The 22,265-nt window shown below is 40.0% G+C and carries 17 protein-coding genes; 6 read left to right on the top strand and 11 right to left on the bottom strand.

Features of this window, described 5'->3' with window-relative positions; translation table 11 throughout:
• Window positions 1-235: 235 nt before the first annotated feature.
• A complete protein-coding gene (locus ACOWPH_RS21635; protein WP_015217446.1) occupies window positions 236-3,745 on the bottom strand; it encodes a response regulator in 3,510 nt (1,169 codons plus the stop codon).
• Window positions 3,746-4,669: 924 nt separating this feature from the next.
• Here ACOWPH_RS21635 and ACOWPH_RS21640 point away from each other — a divergent pair.
• Complete coding sequence (locus ACOWPH_RS21640; protein ID WP_015217449.1) at window positions 4,670-5,305, top strand: GNAT family N-acetyltransferase; 636 nt, start codon at window positions 4,670-4,672, stop codon at window positions 5,303-5,305.
• Between the two features lie 565 nt (window positions 5,306-5,870).
• A complete protein-coding gene (locus ACOWPH_RS21645; RefSeq protein ID WP_015217450.1) occupies window positions 5,871-6,452 on the top strand; it encodes a hypothetical protein in 582 nt (193 codons plus the stop codon).
• Here the strand turns inward: ACOWPH_RS21645 and ACOWPH_RS21650 are convergent, their stop codons facing one another.
• The 4 genes from ACOWPH_RS21650 to ACOWPH_RS21665 form a co-directional block, all read right to left on the bottom strand.
• Complete coding sequence (locus ACOWPH_RS21650) at window positions 6,453-7,604, bottom strand: histidinol-phosphate transaminase (RefSeq protein WP_015217451.1); 1,152 nt, start codon at window positions 7,602-7,604, stop codon at window positions 6,453-6,455.
• An 81-nt stretch (window positions 7,605-7,685) separates the two neighbouring features.
• Window positions 7,686-8,333, bottom strand: coding sequence for a YqiA/YcfP family alpha/beta fold hydrolase (locus ACOWPH_RS21655; RefSeq protein WP_015217452.1), 648 nt, complete (start codon window positions 8,331-8,333; stop codon window positions 7,686-7,688).
• A gap of 17 nt (window positions 8,334-8,350) precedes the next feature.
• Window positions 8,351-10,012: a FecR family protein gene (locus ACOWPH_RS21660; RefSeq protein ID WP_015217453.1), complete on the bottom strand. Its 1,662-nt coding sequence runs from the start codon at window positions 10,010-10,012 to the stop codon at window positions 8,351-8,353.
• 444 nt (window positions 10,013-10,456) lie between these two features.
• Window positions 10,457-10,642: a hypothetical protein gene (locus tag ACOWPH_RS21665; protein ID WP_422665622.1), complete on the bottom strand. Its 186-nt coding sequence runs from the start codon at window positions 10,640-10,642 to the stop codon at window positions 10,457-10,459.
• Between the two features lie 202 nt (window positions 10,643-10,844).
• Here ACOWPH_RS21665 and ACOWPH_RS21670 point away from each other — a divergent pair, with 202 nt between their 5' ends.
• On the top strand, window positions 10,845-12,104 hold the full coding sequence (locus ACOWPH_RS21670) for a hypothetical protein (RefSeq protein ID WP_015217454.1): 1,260 nt from the start codon (window positions 10,845-10,847) through the stop codon (window positions 12,102-12,104).
• A 102-nt stretch (window positions 12,105-12,206) separates the two neighbouring features.
• On the opposite strand, the gene ACOWPH_RS21675 is transcribed toward ACOWPH_RS21670, so the two are convergent.
• Window positions 12,207-13,022, bottom strand: coding sequence for a sulfurtransferase (locus ACOWPH_RS21675; RefSeq protein WP_015217455.1), 816 nt, complete (start codon window positions 13,020-13,022; stop codon window positions 12,207-12,209).
• A 26-nt stretch (window positions 13,023-13,048) separates the two neighbouring features.
• On the opposite strand from ACOWPH_RS21675, the gene ACOWPH_RS21680 reads away from it, so the two are divergent.
• Entirely contained in the window at window positions 13,049-13,969 is a 921-nt protein-coding gene (locus ACOWPH_RS21680) for a tRNA (5-methylaminomethyl-2-thiouridine)(34)-methyltransferase MnmD (protein WP_015217456.1), read from the top strand.
• 178 nt (window positions 13,970-14,147) lie between these two features.
• Window positions 14,148-15,506, top strand: a complete 1,359-nt coding sequence (gene glmU, locus ACOWPH_RS21685; RefSeq protein WP_015217457.1) for a bifunctional UDP-N-acetylglucosamine diphosphorylase/glucosamine-1-phosphate N-acetyltransferase GlmU — start codon at window positions 14,148-14,150, stop codon at window positions 15,504-15,506.
• A gap of 132 nt (window positions 15,507-15,638) precedes the next feature.
• Here the strand turns inward: glmU and ACOWPH_RS21690 are convergent, their stop codons facing one another.
• Both ACOWPH_RS21690 and ACOWPH_RS21695 read right to left on the bottom strand, forming a co-directional pair.
• Window positions 15,639-15,974 carry a DUF5615 family PIN-like protein gene (locus ACOWPH_RS21690; RefSeq protein ID WP_015217458.1) on the bottom strand — a complete coding sequence of 112 codons (336 nt, stop codon included), beginning with the start codon at window positions 15,972-15,974 and terminating at the stop codon, window positions 15,639-15,641.
• Complete coding sequence (locus ACOWPH_RS21695; protein WP_015217459.1) at window positions 15,967-16,281, bottom strand: DUF433 domain-containing protein; 315 nt, start codon at window positions 16,279-16,281, stop codon at window positions 15,967-15,969. The genes ACOWPH_RS21690 and ACOWPH_RS21695 overlap by 8 nt, the downstream gene beginning before the upstream one ends.
• A gap of 617 nt (window positions 16,282-16,898) precedes the next feature.
• Between ACOWPH_RS21695 and ACOWPH_RS21700 the strand changes: the two genes are divergently transcribed.
• Window positions 16,899-17,870: an orange carotenoid protein N-terminal domain-containing protein gene (locus ACOWPH_RS21700; RefSeq protein WP_015217460.1), complete on the top strand. Its 972-nt coding sequence runs from the start codon at window positions 16,899-16,901 to the stop codon at window positions 17,868-17,870.
• A gap of 67 nt (window positions 17,871-17,937) precedes the next feature.
• Here ACOWPH_RS21700 and ACOWPH_RS21705 read toward each other — a convergent pair whose 3' ends face one another.
• From ACOWPH_RS21705 to ACOWPH_RS21715, 3 genes are all read right to left on the bottom strand, one after another.
• Window positions 17,938-18,891 carry an isoaspartyl peptidase/L-asparaginase gene (locus ACOWPH_RS21705; RefSeq protein ID WP_015217461.1) on the bottom strand — a complete coding sequence of 318 codons (954 nt, stop codon included), beginning with the start codon at window positions 18,889-18,891 and terminating at the stop codon, window positions 17,938-17,940.
• 88 nt (window positions 18,892-18,979) lie between these two features.
• On the bottom strand, window positions 18,980-19,141 hold the full coding sequence (locus ACOWPH_RS21710; protein WP_081593725.1) for a DUF2256 domain-containing protein: 162 nt from the start codon (window positions 19,139-19,141) through the stop codon (window positions 18,980-18,982).
• 190 nt (window positions 19,142-19,331) lie between these two features.
• On the bottom strand, window positions 19,332-22,259 hold the full coding sequence (locus ACOWPH_RS21715) for a GAF domain-containing protein (RefSeq protein ID WP_250855207.1): 2,928 nt from the start codon (window positions 22,257-22,259) through the stop codon (window positions 19,332-19,334).
• Window positions 22,260-22,265: the final 6 nt, after the last annotated feature.

Consider the following 22,265-nt stretch of genomic DNA (forward strand, 5'->3'; position numbering starts at 1 on the left):
TTCCACTCTAAAAAGACGGCGATTCCCAAGAGCAATTCACTCTTTACGGCTGTGTCAAACAGTCGCTAGACACGATGCGTGAAGTATTGCGCCTAATTTTTCCACGCAATAGTTAGATAACATACAGCAGTTTGTGTAGTTAGGAGGTACAACATCTAAATTCAAACCTATAAACAAAGCCAGTTGTACTCCTGACTTCTGACTCCTGACTTCTGCTGTAATCCAGTATGAAAATCTATAATTCTGGTGTAACTACGAATGTGAGAACTGTTTCATCTATACCTTTAAGTTCCAATGGACTGCCTTTAGTGATTTCTTCCTCCTGCAAATAATCTGCGACGGCAGCAGAAACCAAAATGTTCCCAGGTACAGCGGCAGCTTGCAATCTAGCAGCAATATTCACACTTGGTCCAATCGCTGTATAGTCTGCCCGTTCGGCACTCCCAAACATTCCCACAACGGCTGTGCCTTGGTGGATACCACAGCGAAATTGTACTCCATTCCTGCCGTCAGTCTCGAATATACCTTGTTCTAACCAACGATGATTTAACTGAATCAGGGCTTTTTGCATTCCTCTAGCTGTATTGATTGCCCGACGTACCTGTTCATTAGGTGTTAGTTCTTCTGGCGCTCCATACAAGGCTAAAATAGCATCTCCCATAAATTTATCTACAGTACCGCCGTTATTAAAAACCACTTTGGTCATGATTTCTAAATATTCATTCAGCACCTCTGCTACTTTTCGGGATCTGAGGGTATTGGATAGTTGAGTGAAACCAACAATGTCACTAAACAATACTGTAACCAAGCGGGGTTCTGGTCGCAAGTCTAGAGATAAAGTTCCAGCGGCAGCTTTTTTTACGAGTGCAGATGGCAAAAAGCGTTTGAGAACAGATTCTGTGAGGTAGGTGTTTAATTCCAACACCCGTTTTTCATTTTCCTTCAGGGCTAAAAGATTCCTGACTGCTGCTAGAAGTTCGCGGTCATTGAATGGTTTAGCTAAATAGGCATCCGCACCATATTCTGTGCTTTCAATGCGAGTTTCTTCATTAACTTTTGCTGTCAGCAAAACTATTGGTGTACCTCGCATCTGGTCTTGACTGCGGATCATCTGAATCATTTCTAGTCCAGTTACCAAGGGCATCATTAAGTCAGTGATGATCAAGTTGGGACGATTTTCTTGTGCTGAACTAAACCCTTCGTAACCGTTGCGAGCGGTCAGTACTTGATAGCCGCTGTGACTGAGGATGTCGGCCACATAGAAACGCATATCTCGGTTGTCATCTACAACTAAGATTGATTGATCATTATTTTGAACTTGTTTGTTAGAGTCTAGAGTTTCTAACCTGGGTGATAAATTTTTGGTGATCAGTTCTGGGTTATCTCTAACTGACTCTACCTGTTCTAAGTCGGCTAATTCTATACTGGCACGGTTATTATTCAGTTCAGATGGTGCTTCTAGTACTTGTTCTGCGGGTAAGTGATCTGAACCAGTCAACAGCCTTAAGCTAAATTGAGTACCTTGCCCATAAACTGATTGTACTGTGACTTGGCCACCGTGTAGTTCCACTAGTTCTTTAACTAGGGATAAACCTAATCCGCTTCCTTCATAGGTGCGATTTTCGGAGCCTTCTGCTTGACGGAATCGCTCGAATAGGTGGGGAATTTGTTCAGGAAGAATACCAATTCCTGTGTCTTGGATTTGCAGTATGCAGTTATCGCCCTCATTATATAATCTGACGGTGATGATACCTCCATCAGGTGTAAATTTCATGGCATTTGACAGCAGGTTATAAACTACTTTGTCAAATTTTTCCATATCTAAGTAGACTGTCGGACATTCTAGTAAATCTGTGAGGACTTGCAGCCCTTTTTTTTCGCAGTAAAGTCGAAATGATTCCACAATTTGGGTGATAAATTCGACCATATTGCAAGGGCGGAAACTAGGCTGCATTCTGCCAGCATCTAGACGTTGTAAATCTAGTAGTTGATTTACCAAGCGTAGGAGACGGCGAGAATTGCGGAGTGCGATCGCACTTTGGGCATGGGATAACCCTTCACCATTTTCTACCACCGACTCTAGAGGTCCTTGAATTAAGGTGATAGGAGTCCGAAATTCATGGGAGATATTTTGAAAAAATTCGGTTTTTTGTCTATCTAGTTCTATTAAGCGTTCAGCTTGTTCACGAGTTTTTTGGTACAACCGTGATTGTTGTACTGCGATCGCAGCTTGGGCTGCTACTGATTTAGATAGTTCAATTTCTGATGTCAACCATTTACGAACTTTATTTCCTTCCCTCAGAGTAATACTACCAATGCATTTACCCTCAATCAATAGAGGCACAACCATCAGCGATCGCGGTCGCATTTTTAAAGGTAAATCAAAAGCTTGAACATCTGATGAAGAATGGGTAATGTCCGTAATTACCACTGGTTCTTGGGTGTTTAATATTTCTTGCAGAATCGGATTCTTGCGAATGGGGGCTTGGGAAATCGGTAATTGTGGAGTTAAAGAGCGATGCTTACTATTATTGGGATGATTGTCTAAATGTTGAGAACTATCATACAAACCCACACATTGAACAAATTCATCTTCTTCTGTCCATAAAGACAGAACACACCCATCAACTTGTAAAGCTTGTCCCAGTCGTTGGGTTATTGCTGAAAAGATATCTTGTGGGTCTAAACTAGAGCGAATTTCCCTAGTGATAGTGTTAATCAAAGCCTCTCTCTTTGCTAAAGCTTCCACTTCCTCATAAGCATAAGCCTGAGATAAAGCCAAGGCAGCCTGATCAGCCACAATTGATACTAGTTGTACCTCGTCATCTCCCCAACTTCGGACTTGGGAACACTGATGTAAGGCTAATACTGCTCTAACTTCTTGTTGACAGATCAGCGGCACAACTAAGCTAGAACGAATATTCGCAGTTCTGAAAGCTTCAGCACGTTCTGCATTTCCTTGAATGCGTTCATCATTAACCACATCGTAAATTACCTGTACTTCACCAGTTTCCCACACTGTCTGAACTAACAGAGGCAGGGGAATAATAGAGTCTAGACCCTCATCTGGCAACTTCCCATCGGGTTGGTTTGGAGGTAAATAAGAATCACTCTCTCCATGATCTTGGACTGGCGGTTGAGCAGATTTTTGGTAAGTAAATCCCTCATCTGCCAACTGCTGATCTTGGAAGGGGCGTAACAGGCAAACATCCACCTCTAACATATGCCCCACCGTATCGACAATGGTTTGCAAAATTTGCCGATAGTCTAAAGCGCTACGGATGGTATTAGTGACAGTATTCAGCAGCGATTCTCTACGGAGTGTGCGAGTGAGTTCACGGGTTCTGGCTTTCAGGACATTATGTGTGTCCAAAGCTTGGCGTACAACTGCTTTAAGTTCTTCAGCTTCCCAAGGTTTAGTAACATATTTAAATACTTTGCCAGAGTTAATGGCTTCCACCAAATCTTCGACATCAGTGTAGCCAGTTAAAATAATTCGGATAATATCTGGGTATTGAGTTGCTGTCAGACTTAAAAATTCTGTACCGCTCATCATTGGCATCCGTTGATCTGAGATGATCACGGATACGTCTCCCTCTTGTGCCAGCAGTTCCAGCGCTGCTGGACCAGAGTTAGCCCTCAGGACCTGATACTCGCGATAGAAACTGCGGTAAAGCAAGTCAAGGTTGTCTGGTTCATCATCGACAACTAAAATTTTCGGCTTACTGTTTGCTTGTGATGTCATGCACCGCTTTCCTGCTGCAACGGCAGTCGGATAAAGAATAGTCTGATCAGGTCAATATATTTCTGATTCAGGTAAGGTTCGAGCATTTCGACCAAAAAACTGTTAGGCCACATGACTACTAAGTATAAGAGTGTTTATTCACAATAATTGTAAATAGCTGGTACTAACTGGTCAAAAAGGTAAAATACAGTTGATTCCAGCGTCATTTTTGATTCATCATGTTAATTTTTACTGAGAAAATCTTTCCTCATCTCCTTTTATAACCTCCTTGGACTACATAAAGCGCTTCCATCTGGATAAAAACCCACCATAAAGCGGTATATTAAGTTTTCCCATTCCAGCAGTTGCACTAACACTTGGCGGTCAATTTTACTTATGATAGTCATGATATAGCAATGAATATTACAATAGTGATATTTAAAATTAAAGTATACTATTAAACAAGTACTTGTTTCGCAGTTGATACTCATAACTAGCACTCAGACAGGTGCTGAAGTCAGGTAAATTGAGGATCGAAGATGCTGAAGACTTGATTTTACTCTCATAGTAGTTGCTCAACCATGAGGGTTGGTATTCACACTGACTAAATCACTGTCAACTAGTTGTTTACTAAAGATACCACTCATCTTTGATAAAAATGCAACCTGAAAGCTCTGTGGCTTTAGTCCAAAAATGTAAGCTTCCCGCAGGGTAAGTCTCTTTAGAGACATTGTTTCCTCAAGTGAGACTTTGTTTTTCTACGGTCAATAGCTTGAAAAAGGCAGGTTGGCAGGTGGTTCGATTACAAGGGCATTTAGATCCCTGAGTCATTGTAGACCGTTAAACCATACTAATATTGAACGGGAGTCTTTAACCTGATTAAGCAAAGTAAAAGAGCATAATTTAAGATAATTATCGTTTAATCCAATTAATCCTAAACTCGCTTTGAAATCCTGGTTCTTCCACCAACACTACCAAAAGTCAGTTACAGATGCTTGCATTCCCAATACCAGGCAAATCCAAATTCGTGCGGCTACATCTGCTGATTTCCCTGGCATTGCTCAAATAATTTCTGAAAGTTTTCACTCCCAAAAAGGTTTATGGGGATGGGCTTTTCCATTATTTCGTTTGGGAATTTATGAAGACTTAAGATATCGTCTCACTGCAAGGACACCTCATCACGTTTGTTTGGTAGCTGTTGACAGCAGTATAAGTGGAACTGATCAAATACTGGGAACTGTAGAACTGGGTATACGCTTTAGTGATTCCTGGGCAAATGTTCACAAGTCTTTTCCCTACTTATCTAATTTAGCTGTTGATCCCCAATATCGTAGATATGGCTTGGCTTCCAGTTTACTTATTAGCTGTGAACAAGTCTGCCAAGATTGGGGGTTTCAAGATTTATATCTCCATGTTTTAGAAAATAACTATCAAGCAAGGCAACTTTATTTTAAGCTGGGATATCGGGTAAATAAGGTTGAATCTCATTGGAACACTTTTTTCCTCAATTCCTCGCGGCAGATTTTTTTGCATAAACACCTGGCAAGTGATGCTTTTCAGCGAGACGTGACACGGATATAGGTAAGTATAAAACTATAAATTTTATTATGCTTATTTGCATTCAAACGGTATTAATTAAAACTAGGGTAGTATTTATACGCCAGTCATTAATGCCCATCTAAATGTCTAAAGTGTATGCGTTTTAACTAATTATTATGCAGCGGATTGTATATCAATGAGGCCTCGCCGTGAGCGTTAGCCGATAGCGTAGCGTAGGCATACGGTACAGAATCTAAATTCAAAGCCAGATACCAAGCCAGTTTTACTCCTGACTCCTAAATTCTGCTGTATGTGGTTTCATGGGTTAACATTTCTGGAAATCTTTATGATAACTTTGCATTGTCATTTTAATCTTTACAAAAACTTTAAAAAAGTCTCCTGCTGTTGGAGACAAATTCAGTTAGATTCCATAATATATGGGTATATAATTTTGAACAACACCAATTTAGTCATTAATAATCTACTTAGACATCTCCAAAAAGTTCTTGAACATAACAAAATCAGGCGCTTAATTTAATTAAACAGCCAGTTCATGGAAGTCTAGAAGTGCAGAATCCTATTACCTTTATCAAAAATTTGAGAAAAAATGGATAGCGAACAACGCCGACGCTATCAGACTATGATGCTATCAACATATTGCCCTGAAACTAGTTTCCTGGACAAATTTGTCATGCGAGATGGAACTGAGAAATGGCGATGTTCGCAGCAGGTATCGCATGGAGCTAATATTCTTGCGTCTGTGCATGGCGGAAAAGTATTTATTGTGAATAGTCGTAAGCGGAATGGGTTAATTTTATTTAAACCCTATCATGCAGAATTTGCTGGGCCAGGAGCAGTGGTAGGTGGTGATTGTGATAGCGATTGTCAATTTGTACTACCTATAGGTAATTTATCTTTATTAGATGCTGAATCTTATGAAGATCGTCAAAAAGCTTACTTGATTAGACGACAATGGATTCGTTTAATCAAACAAATTACAGAAAACTCTGTTTCTAGTCAGAGAGTACAGAAAATTCTCGATCAATTTGAACAGTATTTCCCTGCTGATGTAGTTGCTGATCTGCCAGATGTGGCTTTTGCTATGTTAGTAGGTGTGCTGCCGCAAACGGTAGCAATAGTGAGACGTTTGGGCAGTGATTTAGATGATTATATGAATAATCATCAGTAGTTAATAAGATTCCAGATTTGCCAAGGCAGTTTGCAGTCGATTGAGGGTATGGATGTTTTCGGCTGGTGTTCCTACGGTAATTCGCATTCCACCGGGAAGTAGGCGCACAAGAGTTCCTTGATTTCTGAGTGTTTGGTTGAGATTTTTTAAAGTAGTGTCTGCTGGGTGAGAAGAATTTGGTTGGAGACGCAGGTAAATAAAGTTGGTATGACTGGCTGTAATTGCTAATGCTGGGTGTGAAGATAAAACCGTGATGAGTTTGCTACGTTCACTTAAGGTTTGGGGAATTGACGCAAGTAAAAGCTGGCGATTTTGTAAAGCTACTAAGGCGGAAGCAATGGAAAAACTGGGGAGATTGTAGGGGAGACGAACTTTTTCTAAAATAGCGATCGCATCTGGATGACCCACACAATAACCTACCCGCATGGCTGCTAACCGAAAAGCTTTGGAAAAAGTCCGTAGCACTACCCAATTAGGATGCTGTACTAATTCCCCAACTAAGGTAGTTTGGCTAAATTCAAAATAAGCTTCATCAATAACTACCAATATCTCTTCTGGTAGACTTCTTAACCATGTCAATTCAGCCGCAGTTAAGCTATTGGCGGTTGGGGAATTGGGATGAACAACAAAAACTACCCGAATCGGAGGATTTTGTGTGGCTTCCAGGGCAGATTGTGCCGCTTTTAAGTCCATTGCAAAATTGCTTTCATCTCTACCCACAGTCACTACAGGAATGCCCAAGGTTTGCGCCAAAATCCCGTACATGGAAAAAGTGGGGTTGGCAACTAAAATAGAACCTTCAGAGCCTAAACAGGTGGCAATCAATAGAGAACGGATGAGTTCATCGGAACCATTACCGACGGAAATATTTGCAGCAGTCACAAGAGAGGATGAAAGATTAGCTGACTCATTGACATATTGTGCGATCGCATCTTTGAGTGTTTCATGTCCACCATCAGGATAACGATTGCTTTCAATGACTTGTTGAAAAGTCCAAGCCAATTTTTCTTTGATTTCCACTGGCAAATCATAGGGACTTTCATTAGTATCCAGCCGATCAAATTGCGTGGCAACGGGTTCTGCTGTAGTACTACTGGGGTGGGGTTTGTAAGCGGTAAATTGGGCTAAATCTGAGCGAATAAATGGAAGCATAATTCGTAATTCGTAATTCGTAATTCGTAATTGAAGGCAGGAGTCAGGGGGCAGAAGAAAACTCAATACTGTCCCTCATCTTCACCCAATCCCTAAGTGACAGAATGAGCAAATTGCTTGCCAAATTTCGGCTGTAACATTGCCCAAAGCGTGATCGCTATCAAGTTCTATTAATTCTACCCAAGGACGGGAACTTGCAAATTCACGACTAGCCGTAATCGGAATCACATCATCTTGTTTACCGTGCAGGATTAAGGTGGGAATGGGACGTTGGAGATTTTTTTCTTGGTATTGGGCAGCATCGGTGAGGAAATTATAACTTAGGGGTAGCGATCGCTCTTCCCCATAGTGGTGTACTAAGAGATATTGGTCTTGTTGCCAACGTTGCAGCGTTTCATCTCCTAACTTGGGCAACCAATGGGATAAAAACCCAAAAGCTGGTGCTAATAAAACCAAGCGTTGTACCTGTGGGAATTTTTCCCCTAAATGAGCAGATGTCAAACCACCCAAACTAGAACCAATCAGAGTTACAGGGACAGAATCATCTTCAGGAAATTCAGCAGCGACTTGATTTAGCTGACGGGTAATTGTCAGATGAGAAAAATCGCCGGCATTTAAATCGGGTATTTTCAGCTTGATGTGAATTTGGGAAAAGCGATCGCTTATATCCTGTGCTTTGGTAGATTTAGGGCTAGAAGCAAAGCCGTGAAGATAGATGAATGAATTCAACTTGACACTCCATTCCTTTAATTAGGAGAGTTATTGGTATTACCTCCACCAGGAACACCATCGGAATTTCCAGGGTTATTGGTATTACCTCCACCAGGAACACCATCAGAATTTCCAGGGTTATTGGTATTACCTCCACCAGGAACACCATCGGAATTTCCAGGGTTATTGGTATTACCTCCACCAGGAACACCATCGGAATTTCCAGGGTTATTGGTATTACCTCCACCAGGAACACCATCAGAATTTCCAGGGTTATTGGTATTACCTCCACCAGGAACACCATCAGAATTTCCAGGGTTATTGGTATTACCTCCACCAGGAACACCATCAGAATTTCCAGGGTTATTGGTATTACCTCCACCAGGAACACCATCAGAATTTCCAGGGTTATTGGTATTACCTCCACCAGGAACACCATCGGAATTTCCAGGGTTATTGGTATTACCTCCACCAGGAACACCATCGGAATTTCCAGGGTTATTGGTATTACCTCCACCAGGAACACCATCGGAATTTCCAGGGTTATTGGTATTACCTCCACCAGGAACACCATCGGAATTTCCAGGGTTATTGGTATTACCTCCACCAGGAACACCATCAGAATTTCCAGGGTTATTGGTATTACCTCCACCAGGAACACCATCAGAATTTCCAGGGTTATTGGTATTACCTCCACCAGGAACACCATCAGAATTTCCAGGGTTATTGGTATTACCTCCACCAGGAACACCATCAGAATTTCCAGGGTTATTGCGTTGTCTATTTTCCCTGATGACTTCTCCTGTTTGGATAAAAGTATTTATAGGAACACGAAGATTGTTTCTAATAGGGTCTCTTGCTGAATTGTCTCTGGAAGGACGGTTATTCCTCTTTTGATCACGTCCAACACCATTATTCTCAGAGGAATTACGAGGATTAAAATTTTTATTTAAAAAAGATGGATTATCAATTAATCCCTGTCCTGTAATTGGTTTTTGTGCTGCTAAAGCTGCGATAGTCTCAGCTTGAATACTTGCCAGTTCTGGATCTGGTATGGACGTAGAATTTTGCCTATTTAAATCGAATCCGCGTACTAAATCACTATTGTCATAAAAATTTTTCAAGTCAAAATCGTATAGTCCTTGAAATTCACCTTGTACTACAACCATTAATTGTCCTGCTTGCAGAACAACATTTTGCGAAGCTTCCTTGTTAGCAACTTCAATACCGCTATTTGTTAACGCACCAATAATCGTCGTATCGGATTCCTTGTTATAGCGAACAAATAATGCTGAACCGCGAATTGCTGCTGCTGCATTCGGTGTCCTAATACGTGTTTGTCCTCTTCCAGGTGGAATGAGTAGAAGGACAGTGCCATTAGTTAGTGTAAAATCTCGTGTTTGCGGCAAAAATCTAAATACCGCTTGTTCCCCAACCCTAGCTACAGAACCATCATTAAAGCGTAAATCAGCTAGGGAAGCTCGACCAGTAGATAAAGCATCTCCAGGATTTATGGTATCTGATTTTCGTGCAGGACGAGTCAGAGAATTATTTTTAGGAATCAGCTGCACCATATTACGGAGTTGCTGAATTTCTCCTTTGGTCAGAGGGGTTATAGCTTTAGCAAGATGTGCAAAAGGTAAGACGGTAAATACCCATAAACCCAAAACCAACTGAGGTAAAAATTTATTAAACATAATATTGGTAATTTTCTCTCAACTTAACTATAGGACTTACGCACTCAGGTAGATTAGTAACGGTAGAATGAGGATTACAGGCTCTTGACTAACGCTCAGAACAACGCGATTTCGTTTCAGTGCGTAAGTCCTAAACTAGTAATAACTTGGTTAATTTTTATATATTATGTCTAATAATCTGATACCATTTATAGTATGAATACTTAAAATCAATAATTTAATTAAATTTTTTTTAACCAATTCCGTTTATTCTAAGTCTCTCTGCAACCAACAAGCGGCAATTTTTATGGCTAGGTTTAAATTTCTGGTACAAAACTTAGTCATATATAGCAATTCCCAAGCTCATGAAATACACCCCACCCGCCCTGTCGCGCACCCTCCCCTTACCAAGGCTACGGTGTACACACAAGTCTTAAAATTTCTACTAGTACTTGGTTTTGTCATCTAGCTTGAGGTGGTGCGATCGCTCTGGATGCCTGTTATTGCGATCTCGTTAGCGTCTCGTAGAGAGGAGGAACGACGAAGCAATCGCAAAACCACGGATGATGTGATTACTTCGCTCCGCTCGTAATGACAATTCAAGGTGTCTATAACGCCTAAAACCCTCGCAGATAGTACTTGTGTGTACACCGTAGCTTACCAAGGGGAGGGTTGGGGAGGGGTAATTTTGTATCTTACTAGAGTGGGAAAGGATATATCATATAATTTTGGTTTTTTATTAAATTTATGTTACTTATAAAATTATGTTACTTATAAAAAAATATACTTTAGCTGTATATAAATTTTAGATAACAATGATACATAAGGCTAACTGCAACCAACACCATACAAGATGCAAACCAAGATAGGAAAAAATTTGTTATTGGCAATTTTGTTAGTTTTTAGTGGTGGACAATGCTGTTGTATGGGTATAAACAGAAGTTGTTCTGCCCAAGCAGAAACAAAAGTAAATCAAAAACATTTAATATCAAATATAACCGATTTAGCCTTGTTAGAAAAAAGTCAGGAAACAAGTGAGTTACAGATTATAGACTCAGAAACACCGCCAAATATAGAATCACTAACCACTGAAATCAAGCCAGGACAGAGGGAAGAATCAGGGAAGAATCAACAGCAACTTAGTTTAGTTCAGACAAACAACCAAATTGATGATGTTTCTCGATTATCTCCTAAATTAGCAGCACAACGATTAAATCAAGCTTCAATAGATGATATGGGGAAAACACAGATACTTTCCCAGTCTCTGGAAGAACAAGAACCATCCTCTGGGGAAGCAAATGAAGAACAGGAATTAATATTAAGAGTGCGACCAAGACCATTGCCAGAAATACCACCACCGCAAGATAAACCCGCAGATCAATTTCAACCCATAGGATATTTAAGGGGTAATGTCGGCTACTTCCAAACAAGTAATATTTTTTCTACTAATGAAGATCAAATAAAAGATGGTTTAATTTTTTCTGGACTGACACTAGCTTCAGCGTATTTTCCCATCGGATCTAATACTTATTTAAATGGCTCAATTAATGGCAGTTTGATTCGTCATCTAGACCAATCACAATTCAATTATAATCAGGTACAATTCAATCTGGGTCTTTATCAAGAAATATCGCGGGAAATGTATGCGGAATTTAGTTTGAGTAATCAACAATTATTTTATTCTAATAATAGTGATTTCTTTGCAGCCGGAGATAGGTTTTTAAATGAAAATTCTGTGCAGCTATCTTTGGGAAGACGGGAGAAACTCACAGATAAGTTGACATTAGATAGCCTTTATGAATTGAGTGTGAACTTTTCTGATCCAGACAGGCGAAGTCGTTTAGTAAATTCTTTATGGCTTTCTTTAAGCTATTACTTGCAAAAACCCTTACAAGTTGGTTTGAACTACCAATTCAACTTATCAGATTATACCCAACGCGACAGAGAAGACCAATTTCATCGTTTATTTGGACATTTAAATTACCGTGTATCCAACACAAATAGTTTGAATTTGCAAGGGGGTGTTAATTTTGGTGGGTCTACAATTCCAAATATTGATTTTTCCGGTTGGTTCTTTAGTGTTAATTACGGTTTTGAATTAGGAAGATTCTAAATAATTTGTAATTTGTAATAGTCCCTCCTATAGGCTAACTAAGTCAACGTAATTTTTGAGCTTAAAATTTATCACCAATTACCAATTACCAATTACCAATAACTAATAAGTTATCCAATCACTCCAACTCCCAGCATAGAGTTTACCTGTGGGAATTTCTGCTATTTCTAAAGAAAGTAAATTGACACAAGCTGTTACACCAGAACCGCAATAAACTATAATTTCTTTAGCTGTTTCTAGTTGTTTCCACCGTTGATGTTGTTCTGATTGGGGGAGTAGAAAACCAGAAGCGTCGGTTACTTCTTGCCAGGGATAGTTTACAGCACCGGGAATATGACCGGCAATTTTATCAATGGGTTCTCGTTCTCCGCGATAGCGATCGCTCTCTCTTGCATCTACCAAAACTACATCTGGACGATCTTTGCGATTTTTGACATAAGTATAATCTACAACAGTATGTGCTTGTAATTGCGGCACAAATTCCCCTGTTTTATTTCCTGGAATCACTTTTGAGACAGCATAACCAGCCTTTTGCCAACCAGCAAAACCCCCATCTAAAACGGCTACCTTATCATGTCCTAAATACCGTAATAACCACCATAAACGAGAAGCAAACGCCAAGCGAGAATCATCGTAAGCGACCACCAAAGTTTTTTGGTAATTAACCCCGATTTCCGCTAATTTATCAGCTAAATTGCTGATATTAGGTAAAGGATGTCTTCCTCCATGTTCTCTCACAGGACTGGACAAATCTTGATTTAAATCTAAATAGTAAGATCCAGTTATGTGACCTTCTTGATATTGCTTTTGTCCCAATTGCGAATCAGCTAGAGAAAAGCGACAATCAACAATTACAACTTGGGAATCGTTAAGATGTTCAAATAACCATTTAGGAGAAACAACAACTGAGGTAATCATTAGTGATTAATTATTAGTTTAGTATGATGAACAAAATATCAGATCCAGATAATTTTACACCCCAACCAACACAAGATGGTTCTTTTACCTTCTTTTCGGAAGAATTTGACGAGGCTTTTCACAGCCATTTTGGTGCTAGACAAGAGACTTATTTGAAGTTTGTACTTCCTAGTCAAGTGCAGAAAGCAGCCGGAAATGGAAGAGTTAGGATCTTAGATGTTTGTTATGGTCTAGGATACAACACAGCCGCTGCTTTACAGGTAATTTGGGAAGCAAATCCCATTTGTTATGTTGAAATCATTGGTTTAGAAATAAATCCAGCAGTACCCAAAGCAGCCATTAACCAGCGTATATTCTATGATTGGGACTACGAGTTTAGGCAAATCTTGAGCGAACTAGCTTTTAAGCATCAATCTTATACAGAACGCTTGAAAGCAAAGTTACTCATAGGTGATGCTAGAGAATCAATTCAGATACTACATCAGTCAGGTTTCCAAGCTGATGCTATTTTTCTTGACCCATTTTCACCACCACAATGTCCGCAGTTATGGACTGTGGAATTTATACAAAAACTCGCATTGTGTTTACATCAAAATGGTTTAATAGCGACTTATTCCTGCGCTGCGGCTACACGCACTGCACTTTTAGCCGCTGGCTTGGTTATAGGTTCTACGACACCCATAGGAAGGAATACACCTGGTACTATAGCTGCATATCCAAGAGATGAGGAGGAAGAAATGATCCCCATTCCCCCTCTTTCGGAAGAGGAAAAAGAACATTTACAAACTCGTGCGGCTATTCCTTATCGTGATCCTCAGTTGAGAGATGCTGCTGAAGTTATAATTATGCGACGACAACAAGAGCAAAAAGCTTCTGTTTTAGAATCTACCTCTCAGTGGAAAAAAAGGTGGGTATGGAAAACTGAGAACAAGTCAAGGAATAACTAACCGCAGAGGACACAGATGAATAAGAGGAAAGGGAGAGTTCTTGCGTAAGTTTTATTTATATATTCTCATCTATTGAGTTGTATGAATATTTTTATTTGTGATGATTAGCTGATATGATTTGAGTCTGATTAGGAAAATACTAAAAAGATTGTTCATTGTAATTTACTGATATTTAGTTATGGTTGTTGTAGCAATTCTCGCGGCAGGAAAAGGAACTAGAATGAAATCAAATCTGCCTAAAGTTTTACATTCTTTAGGTGGAAAATCTTTAGTTGAGCGCGTTATTGAAAGCGTCGAACCTCTTTCACCTTCACAAAGGTTAGTGATTGTTGGATATCAGTCTCAAAAAGTGAAAACTGCTTTGGTGTCAATTCCTGAATTGGAGTTTGTAGAACAGACTGTACAATTAGGGACAGGTCATGCTATTCAGCAATTACTTCCCCATTTGGAAGATTATACTGGGGATTTGTTGATTTTGAATGGTGATGTACCTTTGTTGCGTACTCAAACGTTGAAAGATCTTTTACAAACCCACCAAGAAAACCAAAATTCCTGTACTATTCTGACTGCACAGTTATCAAATCCTCAAGGCTACGGCAGGGTTTTTTGTAATAGTGATGGTGTTGTGCAACAAATGGTTGAAGATAAAGATTGCACTTCTAGCCAAAAAGAAAATAGCCGCGTTAATGCCGGGATTTATTGTTTCCGTTGGCCAGATTTAGCAAAGTTTCTGCCTCGATTAGAAGCCAATAATGCCCAGAAAGAATATTATCTCACAGATGCTGTTACCCAAGTTGGTAAAGTGATGGCTGTAGATGTGAAAGATTATCAAGAAATTTTAGGAATTAATGATAGATTGCAGTTATCCGCAGCTAACGATATTCTACAAAGACGCATTAAGGAAAAATGGTTGTTAGCAGGTGTGACGCTGATTGATCCGGCAAGTATTACTATTGATGAAACGGTGGAATTACAGCCAGATGTAATTATTGAACCTCAAACCCACTTGCGAGGTAAGACTGTGATTCAGTCCGGTAGTCGCATTGGCCCTGGGAGTTTAATTGAAAATAGCGATTTGGGTCAAAATGTGACTGTTCAATATTCAGTAATCACTGATAGCTTTGTCCAGAAAGGAACTAAGATTGGCCCTTATGCTCATTTGCGTGGTCATGCAGAAGTGGGTGCTAATTGTCGAATTGGCAATTTTGTGGAGTTGAAAAACACGCAATTGGGCGATCGCACTAATGTAGCTCATTTATCCTATTTAGGCGATACTACAGCCGGAACTCAGGTCAATATCGGTGCGGGAACAATTACTGCAAACTACGACGGTGTGAAGAAACATCGGACAAGAATAGGCGATCGCACCAAAACCGGTTCTAATAGTGTTTTAGTTGCACCTATTACTGTGGGCAATGATGTCTACATAGCCGCAGGTTCAACGGTGACAGAAGATGTCGCTAATGATTCTTTGGTAATTGCGCGGAGTCGTCAAGTTGTAAAACCAGGTTGGCGTAAGAAAAATACAGAATCCTGAGTGAGAAAAATTTTGTAGGGTGCGTTCCTAACGCACCTTTTTACGCAGAAATTTGATGAATGTTTATTTTATCAATTAAATCAATTATCTGTTCTTGTACCTAATTGGCAGTAACTACAACTATTTGCTTCTTTACAGATATTCAATTCTATCCTTCATTTCCTCAAGAGTAGCGACTTCATAAAGCAAGATCAGCATCCGAATGATGTAACCAATGGATTTTGTATCTTTACGACAATAAACAATGCCACTATGATCAACTCCTTGATGATTGAGAATCAGAAAATCATCATCGTGTGTAACTAGCACGCGAGACTGTTCGTTAGCAAAATCTAACTGCATTTGATCACTCTTTGCTAAAAGATTTGCCCCCTGTGTAGTCGTCACGTCAATACCAGCCTGTCTCAAAGCTAAAGCAATATCAGGATCAACATTTTCATCGAGGTGAAATTGAATGCGTCTAGGCATATTTTCTTATAGCATCGAGTTTTTCCTGTAACAGCGAAGGACTATTGAGACTTTCTGTTTCAGCATAAGCTTCTGCATTAGCAATTTGCTGGTCAATTTCGTCCCGATGCTCATAGTAAAATGCTATAGCTACATGAACTGATGCTAGTGAAAGCTGATATTTACCAGCAATTTCTTCTAAAGAATGCCCCATGCGAAGATACATAATGGCAACATCAGCAACTGTAATTCTTGTTCCAGTGATACGCGGCTTACCACTACGAATTCCAGGAGTAAGTTCAATATAATTGCCCAAGTTGTTTTCCATAAATATTTTTATTTAGTAGAAATTAGCTTTAGTTTAACCAAATCTCTATACTTATTGCTAAATTGGTTAATTTTTCACTGTCGGCAGTTTCTTAGAGTGTGTTCCTGACTCCTGAATTCTACTGTATCTCACGTCCACCTACTTATTCAGGACTTACTCAAAATATCTCTCAAACCCTCTTTCCTATCCCTACTGTCCCGTAAGGGATACGTGGTTCATTCTTCCGTGGCTTGTGCGTAAGTCCTATTATTAAAAAATCCCCCACTATTAATGTGAAGTTCAATAACATATTTAGGTATTTTTGTCAACTCGTAATATCAGTAACTTTACAAAAGTTCTTGATATTGTTACAGTTCTTTACAGATAAAGATAAATCGCTAATCAAAGAACTGCATAAATTAAGTGCAGTTTAATTATGAACCAGCAAAGGTAAACCCATACCTTCAGGTTAAACTAAATATTGATGTGCATAACAGTCCCTAGTGTAGCTGAGGCTCCTATGTAAATAGACTTAGTGTGTGCCAGCAGCAGTTTTGACCAGAACATTATCAGCTTAAAGGTTCTGTGTGGGAATTTTGAAAGCTACAAATTAACAAACATTATTGGAGATTTTGATTATGACCTTGACTATCCAATCTGCTCAAAGTATTTTTTCTAACACTCAAGTTCCTAGCTTAATTCCAGCAACGATCGCCTTATTCGATCAACTCAATGTAGATGATCAACTTGCTTATCTCTGGTATGCGTACACCGAAATGGGTAAAACAATTACCCCCGCAGCACCTGGAGCCGCACGTCTGCAACTAGCAGAAAGTTTGCTCACCCAAATTAAGCTCATGTCTCCTGAAGAGCAAACAAAAGTCATGCGCGATCTTGCTAGTCGTGCTGACACTCCTATCAGCCGTTCTTACGGATTCTTCAGTGTTAATACCAAACTGGCTTTTTGGTATGAGTTAGGAGAATTGATGAAAAAGGGTCTTGTCACTCCTATTCCAGTGGGTTATCAAATGTCTCCTGGCGTGAAAGTAGTACTGGAAGCAACCCAGAAACTTGATCAAGGTCAACAAATCACAGTACTGCGTAACACAGTAGTCAACATGGGATTTGATACTTCTGAACTTGCTCCTAGCAGTTACCCAAAATCAGATTCTGAACCTGCTTTCCAACGGACAACTCCTACCATTTCTTCAGTCAAGATTGAGGGTATTACAGAGCCAGCGGTATTGGGCTACATTGAAGCAATGAATGCAGATAACTTTGATGCTGCGATCGCTTTATTCACCCCTGATGGTGCGCTACAACCACCATTCCAAAAACCAATTATTGGCACTCAGGCGATCGCTAAATATATGCGTGAAGAAGCCCAAGGACTCAATATGATGCCACAACAAGGTATCTGTGAAGTTCGTGGAGATGGCTCCAAACAGCTAAAAATCACAGGTGTAGTGCAAACACCTTGGTTTGGTGTCACAGTGGGTATGAATATTGCATGGCGCTTCCTTATCAATCCCGAAGGAAAAATCTTCTTTGTTGCGATCGATATGCTGGCATCTCCCCAAGAGTTACTACAACTGACTCGCGTTCAATAAAATAGACATAGGATGAAAATATTGTAGAGATGTTTTATTGAACGTCTCTACAATAGTTGTAGAAAAATCAACAATAACCAATCAATTGGCCATCATTCCATTCCAAAGTATCGCCAATTATTTCGCCATTGTGGTAGGCGGCCAGTAATATTTCGCTAGTTTTACCATAGGATATCGTTCCAGTAGCATCAAGAGCGATCGCACCCAAATCTCTATCATTCTTACTAGCTTCAGTAAATGAGCGCAACATTGCCTCTGGCAGAGACATTCCATCACTAACCCGAATAACAATCTTGGCAGCTAAACACTCATCAATGATGTCTTCGCCAATTCCAGTGCAGCTAACTCCAGCATATTTGGTAGCAAAATTTCCCGCAGGCATAGCAGAATCACTGACTCTACCAATGCGCTCAAAGCCTTTACCACCAGTGGAAGTACCAGCAGCTAACTGACCATAACTATCTAAAGCCACCACACCTATCGTACCTCTGCCAGCATTACTGCTTTCTGCTATTTCCGGTTCTGCAACCACCCCGGCCATTGTCCTTTTAAAATTATCTTGACGTTCTTCCATCCATTCTTTCAGCCGCAAATCAGTTAAAGCATTGTAACTAGGAACTTGTAGCTCTCGTGCCAACTCCGCTGAACCATAATCAGACAATACCCGATCTGGAGAGTTTTGCAGAAATAGCGCCATTTCAATGGGGTTTTTGACCCGTGAAACATTAATCACACCGCTAAAACGCCCTGACGTACTATCCATCAGAGAAGCACTCATGCGGATTTGACCATCAGATTGTAATACCGAACCTGTACCAGCGTTAAAGCGGGGATTATCCTCTAACATTTGGCAACCCCGGACTACGGCTTCTGAAGCATTTGTACCCTTAAGCAATAAAGAGTAGACTTCGGCGATGATTGTGGAGAGCGAGTTGCGTACAGCCTCCAATCCTCCCTTACCTTGGAGAGAACTTCCAGCCCCTCCATGAATAATTAATTTAGGTTGTACTTGTAATATCATTTATTTGCGTTTGAGTAGCTTAAATACTTATTAGTTATCAGTTATCAGTTATAAATTGTCAATTATCTTCCCAATCACCAATTCCCTATTACTTATCTCCTTTAGCCTCAGAACGGCGACGACGACAACGTTCTGAGCAATATTTAACTTCATCCCAACAATCTTCCCATTTTTTGCGCCAACTAAAGGGACGTTGGCAAACTGCACAGATTTTTTCCGGTAAATCAGATTTAGATCGAACGCGTCTCATTTGAAGTATTAAGTAGGGCTTGCTGAACGCGAAGAGCGTGCCGTTAGGCATAAAAGTTATCTGTGAGGGCTAGGAGTTCAGAAGTATGGCTAACGCCACGCTACGCTATCAGGAGGAGTTGGAAGAAGGTAGGAATAGTATCGAGCCTGGAAAAGTGGTCAGTTTTTGATGCCATCATCCTTTGATTCTCCTAAGAGTAAGGAGTGGGGCTTTTTTGGTTTTCAGCTAAAGTATATCCTTCGGCATTCTGAGGAGCTACAGGTAAGACTAAACGACTAGCTACTCGATTATCTGGTAATTGGTATATATGCAATTCTCCGCCCAACTGCTGCATCAGGTTTTGGCAAATCAGCAGATGTAAACCTGGTGGTTGGTTGAGTTGTGTAGAAGCAAGTATATCCTTGGATTGATTGTGATTTAATTCTGCTAATAAATGTGGATCAATGATGCCATTATCTGTAATAGATATTTCTAGTAAACGATCATCTAACCGACGACACCAGATATCAATTCTGTCACCAATGGGAGAACGTTTACAGGCAGAAAGTAATAATTCATAGATAACTAATTCAATCTTGACGATATCACCAGATGTAGCTAATGGCGGTGGATTGTTAGCGGTAATCAGCTCTCCAGATAATAATGAACCACTTTTGGGTGATTCCCCATCTTCAATAGGTTTTCCCAAACCGTGCAAACCTATCCATAACTGTTGCTGCTTAACCAGACTGTCTACTCTTTCAACAGATCGCTTTAATAAGCTGGAAATTGACATTGTTTCCCCACTCAGGTGCAAATGCCACTGCTCTTGTTTGATGATTCCTGTCATGGAGTTGGCAATGTAATTTAATTGCCGCAACAGGAGTTTGTAACGCATTTGAGTGAGTTCATTACTGGGAATACCCAAATCACGAATTTGAGTCAGTACTATGGCTGACATTCGATGAATTTCTTCTAAACGACGATGTTTGTACCAGTTAAGTTCTTGTAATTCTTCGGTTTTGGACTTGAGCTTTTGGGTGATTTGCTGTTGACTATGCCACCAAGCTAATTGAGTGATGAGGGTAGCAGTTGCATTAAGGTTGAGTTCTGACCAAGGTTGTTCTCCATAATCTGCCAGCAACACTATGCCTCTAGGTTGAGAACCATCTGTGGTACGCAATGCCATTACCAAGACTCGACCCTGATCAGGAATAGTTAACCATTGTCTGGTTTCTGATGGTACATCATCAGCTTTAAAAATCAAGTAACTATTATGTGCTAAGGCCAACTCGATGAGAACATCTTTTTGGAGCAAAATAGGTGCATCTGCAACAATCCCAAATATATGATTGCTAATTATGCCTTGAATAATTTCTGCCCGATTTTGGCCAGGAGTCCAGGCTAGGATTACAGCTAGACGACATTCCAAAATACTTGCTATATATTTCAGGGCTGTTGATTGGGTAGTTTCACTGTCTGGTTGTATGAGCAGGTTTGGGTATTGTTTGAATATTTTGGCAATTTTTTGCTGTTCTTGACTGATGATATTTAATTTGCGATTACGGACGATGACACCAAGAGACTGACTAACCACCCATGACAATTCTTTTTCTAAAATTGTCCAAGAACGATGACTGTCATTGGTCAGCATTAACAATATTTCTGGTTGATGACCTTGAATGCAGTTACAAATTAAGAGCGATCGCACTCCACTTTCTAACAACTGGGGATGCCAGCTATATAAACGCAAATCTTGGTCTAAGTTTTCAATTTCTATCGCTTGCTTGGTATTTTGCAAAAGCTGAGAATCCATTTCCGAAAGAGGGGTGGGAATAAATTTCCACAATCGGCGACTACTCAGCACATTTTGGTAAATAATTTGATAAATATTTTGGTTAGGGTCGTACTCTAAAAGTAAAAAGCGTGTAGCGCCTAGTCGCTCTAAAAGTTCCGTAGCATACCGTTGTAAAATTTGTTCTAATTCTTGTTCTTGATGGACTGCTTGGGAAAATTTGACAGACAGTTGGTAGTTTTGTTGAACTTGTTTGACTGTGCTGTCGATTCTGTCATTAGGAGCCGCTAAGGAGAGTAAGCCAGCTGCACCTTGAATGAAAGTTTTATCGTCTTGAGTCCAATTCCGTGGTTCAGTGCTTTCCACTGCCAGAAAGCCTAGTAAGTCTTTTTGCCAAATAATAGGAGATGCTAAAAGCGATCGCACTCCCAAGCGTTTTAGCAATTTATCTTGAACATGGCTTTTCAGGGAACTGTTAGATTCACCAAGCCAGACAAGTTGGTTAACCGCTAAAGAATAATAAACATCACCCAATTCTTGTACTTTTATCCCTGCTGATGATGGCTGCTCGCTCCAATCCCTACCCATACTTACTAGCTGACTACTCATTCGACACCAAAAGTAGTGTCCTTCCCGTTCAAACCAGTAGATATTTGTCCGCGAGGGAGCAACAAATTCATGGGTTTCATTAACTACAGCTTCTAGCCTTTTATTTAGGTCACTTGAAGAGCGTAAATTTCCTAGGAGTTTTAATAATGATTCAGTAGGAGAATTATTAGATTTATTTTGCCAATTTCCTGCTTTTTGATGGTGATCAAGTACTATTCCCAATTCACCTATTACTATCAATAGTTTGGCTCTTGCTTCTCCAGCCAGTAAGTAACCCCAGCGTTGTGAAGCTAGTAATACCACACCTAAACAGTTATCTTTATAGCGAATTGGTAAAATGATGGTTCCCTGAATATTATATTTAGCAGCAACTTCTTGCCATTCTGGTGCGCGTATTTCTCCTTGTAAATTAGCTACACCCACAGGACAAAGTTCAGTCACTACCTGCGCTAATAAGTTGCCAGGATTTACCAAAATCGATCTTGTTAAAATATTTGTCTCTCCATCCGGGGTTATACCCCCTTGACCATGTAATTTTTTACTCACCTGATCGTAAAGAGCAAGCCAAATAAATTGGTAGTCAAACTGTTCTCTAAGATAAGCAATAGTAATTGTGATCAGAGCATCAACATGATCTTCATCTCTGAGATTTTGGAGAATTTTCCCAACAGAGAGAATTTGTGGTTCGGCGGGTATAGGCTTTTTTGGATGCCCCATCTGATTATCCGTGGACATAGGTTG

It is taken from the genome of Anabaena sp. PCC 7938, assembly GCF_049315035.1.
Taxonomy (GTDB): Bacteria; Cyanobacteriota; Cyanobacteriia; order Cyanobacteriales; family Nostocaceae; genus Anabaena; species Anabaena cylindrica.

Coding starts and splice junctions, on each gene's coding strand:
- ACOWPH_RS21635 (WP_015217446.1), bottom strand. CDS start 3,745: ATGACATCACAAGCAAACAGTAAGCCGAAAATTTTAGTTGTCGATGAT.
- ACOWPH_RS21645 (WP_015217450.1), top strand. CDS start 5,871: ATGGATAGCGAACAACGCCGACGCTATCAGACTATGATGCTATCAACA.
- ACOWPH_RS21650 (WP_015217451.1), bottom strand. CDS start 7,604: ATGCTTCCATTTATTCGCTCAGATTTAGCCCAATTTACCGCTTACAAA.
- ACOWPH_RS21660 (WP_015217453.1), bottom strand. CDS start 10,012: ATGTTTAATAAATTTTTACCTCAGTTGGTTTTGGGTTTATGGGTATTT.
- ACOWPH_RS21670 (WP_015217454.1), top strand. CDS start 10,845: ATGCAAACCAAGATAGGAAAAAATTTGTTATTGGCAATTTTGTTAGTT.
- ACOWPH_RS21675 (WP_015217455.1), bottom strand. CDS start 13,022: ATGATTACCTCAGTTGTTGTTTCTCCTAAATGGTTATTTGAACATCTT.
- ACOWPH_RS21680 (WP_015217456.1), top strand. CDS start 13,049: ATGAACAAAATATCAGATCCAGATAATTTTACACCCCAACCAACACAA.
- glmU (WP_015217457.1), top strand. CDS start 14,148: ATGGTTGTTGTAGCAATTCTCGCGGCAGGAAAAGGAACTAGAATGAAA.
- ACOWPH_RS21690 (WP_015217458.1), bottom strand. CDS start 15,974: ATGCCTAGACGCATTCAATTTCACCTCGATGAAAATGTTGATCCTGAT.
- ACOWPH_RS21695 (WP_015217459.1), bottom strand. CDS start 16,281: ATGGAAAACAACTTGGGCAATTATATTGAACTTACTCCTGGAATTCGT.
- ACOWPH_RS21700 (WP_015217460.1), top strand. CDS start 16,899: ATGACCTTGACTATCCAATCTGCTCAAAGTATTTTTTCTAACACTCAA.
- ACOWPH_RS21705 (WP_015217461.1), bottom strand. CDS start 18,891: ATGATATTACAAGTACAACCTAAATTAATTATTCATGGAGGGGCTGGA.
- ACOWPH_RS21710 (WP_081593725.1), bottom strand. CDS start 19,141: ATGAGACGCGTTCGATCTAAATCTGATTTACCGGAAAAAATCTGTGCA.
- ACOWPH_RS21715 (WP_250855207.1), bottom strand. CDS start 22,259: ATGTCCACGGATAATCAGATGGGGCATCCAAAAAAGCCTATACCCGCC.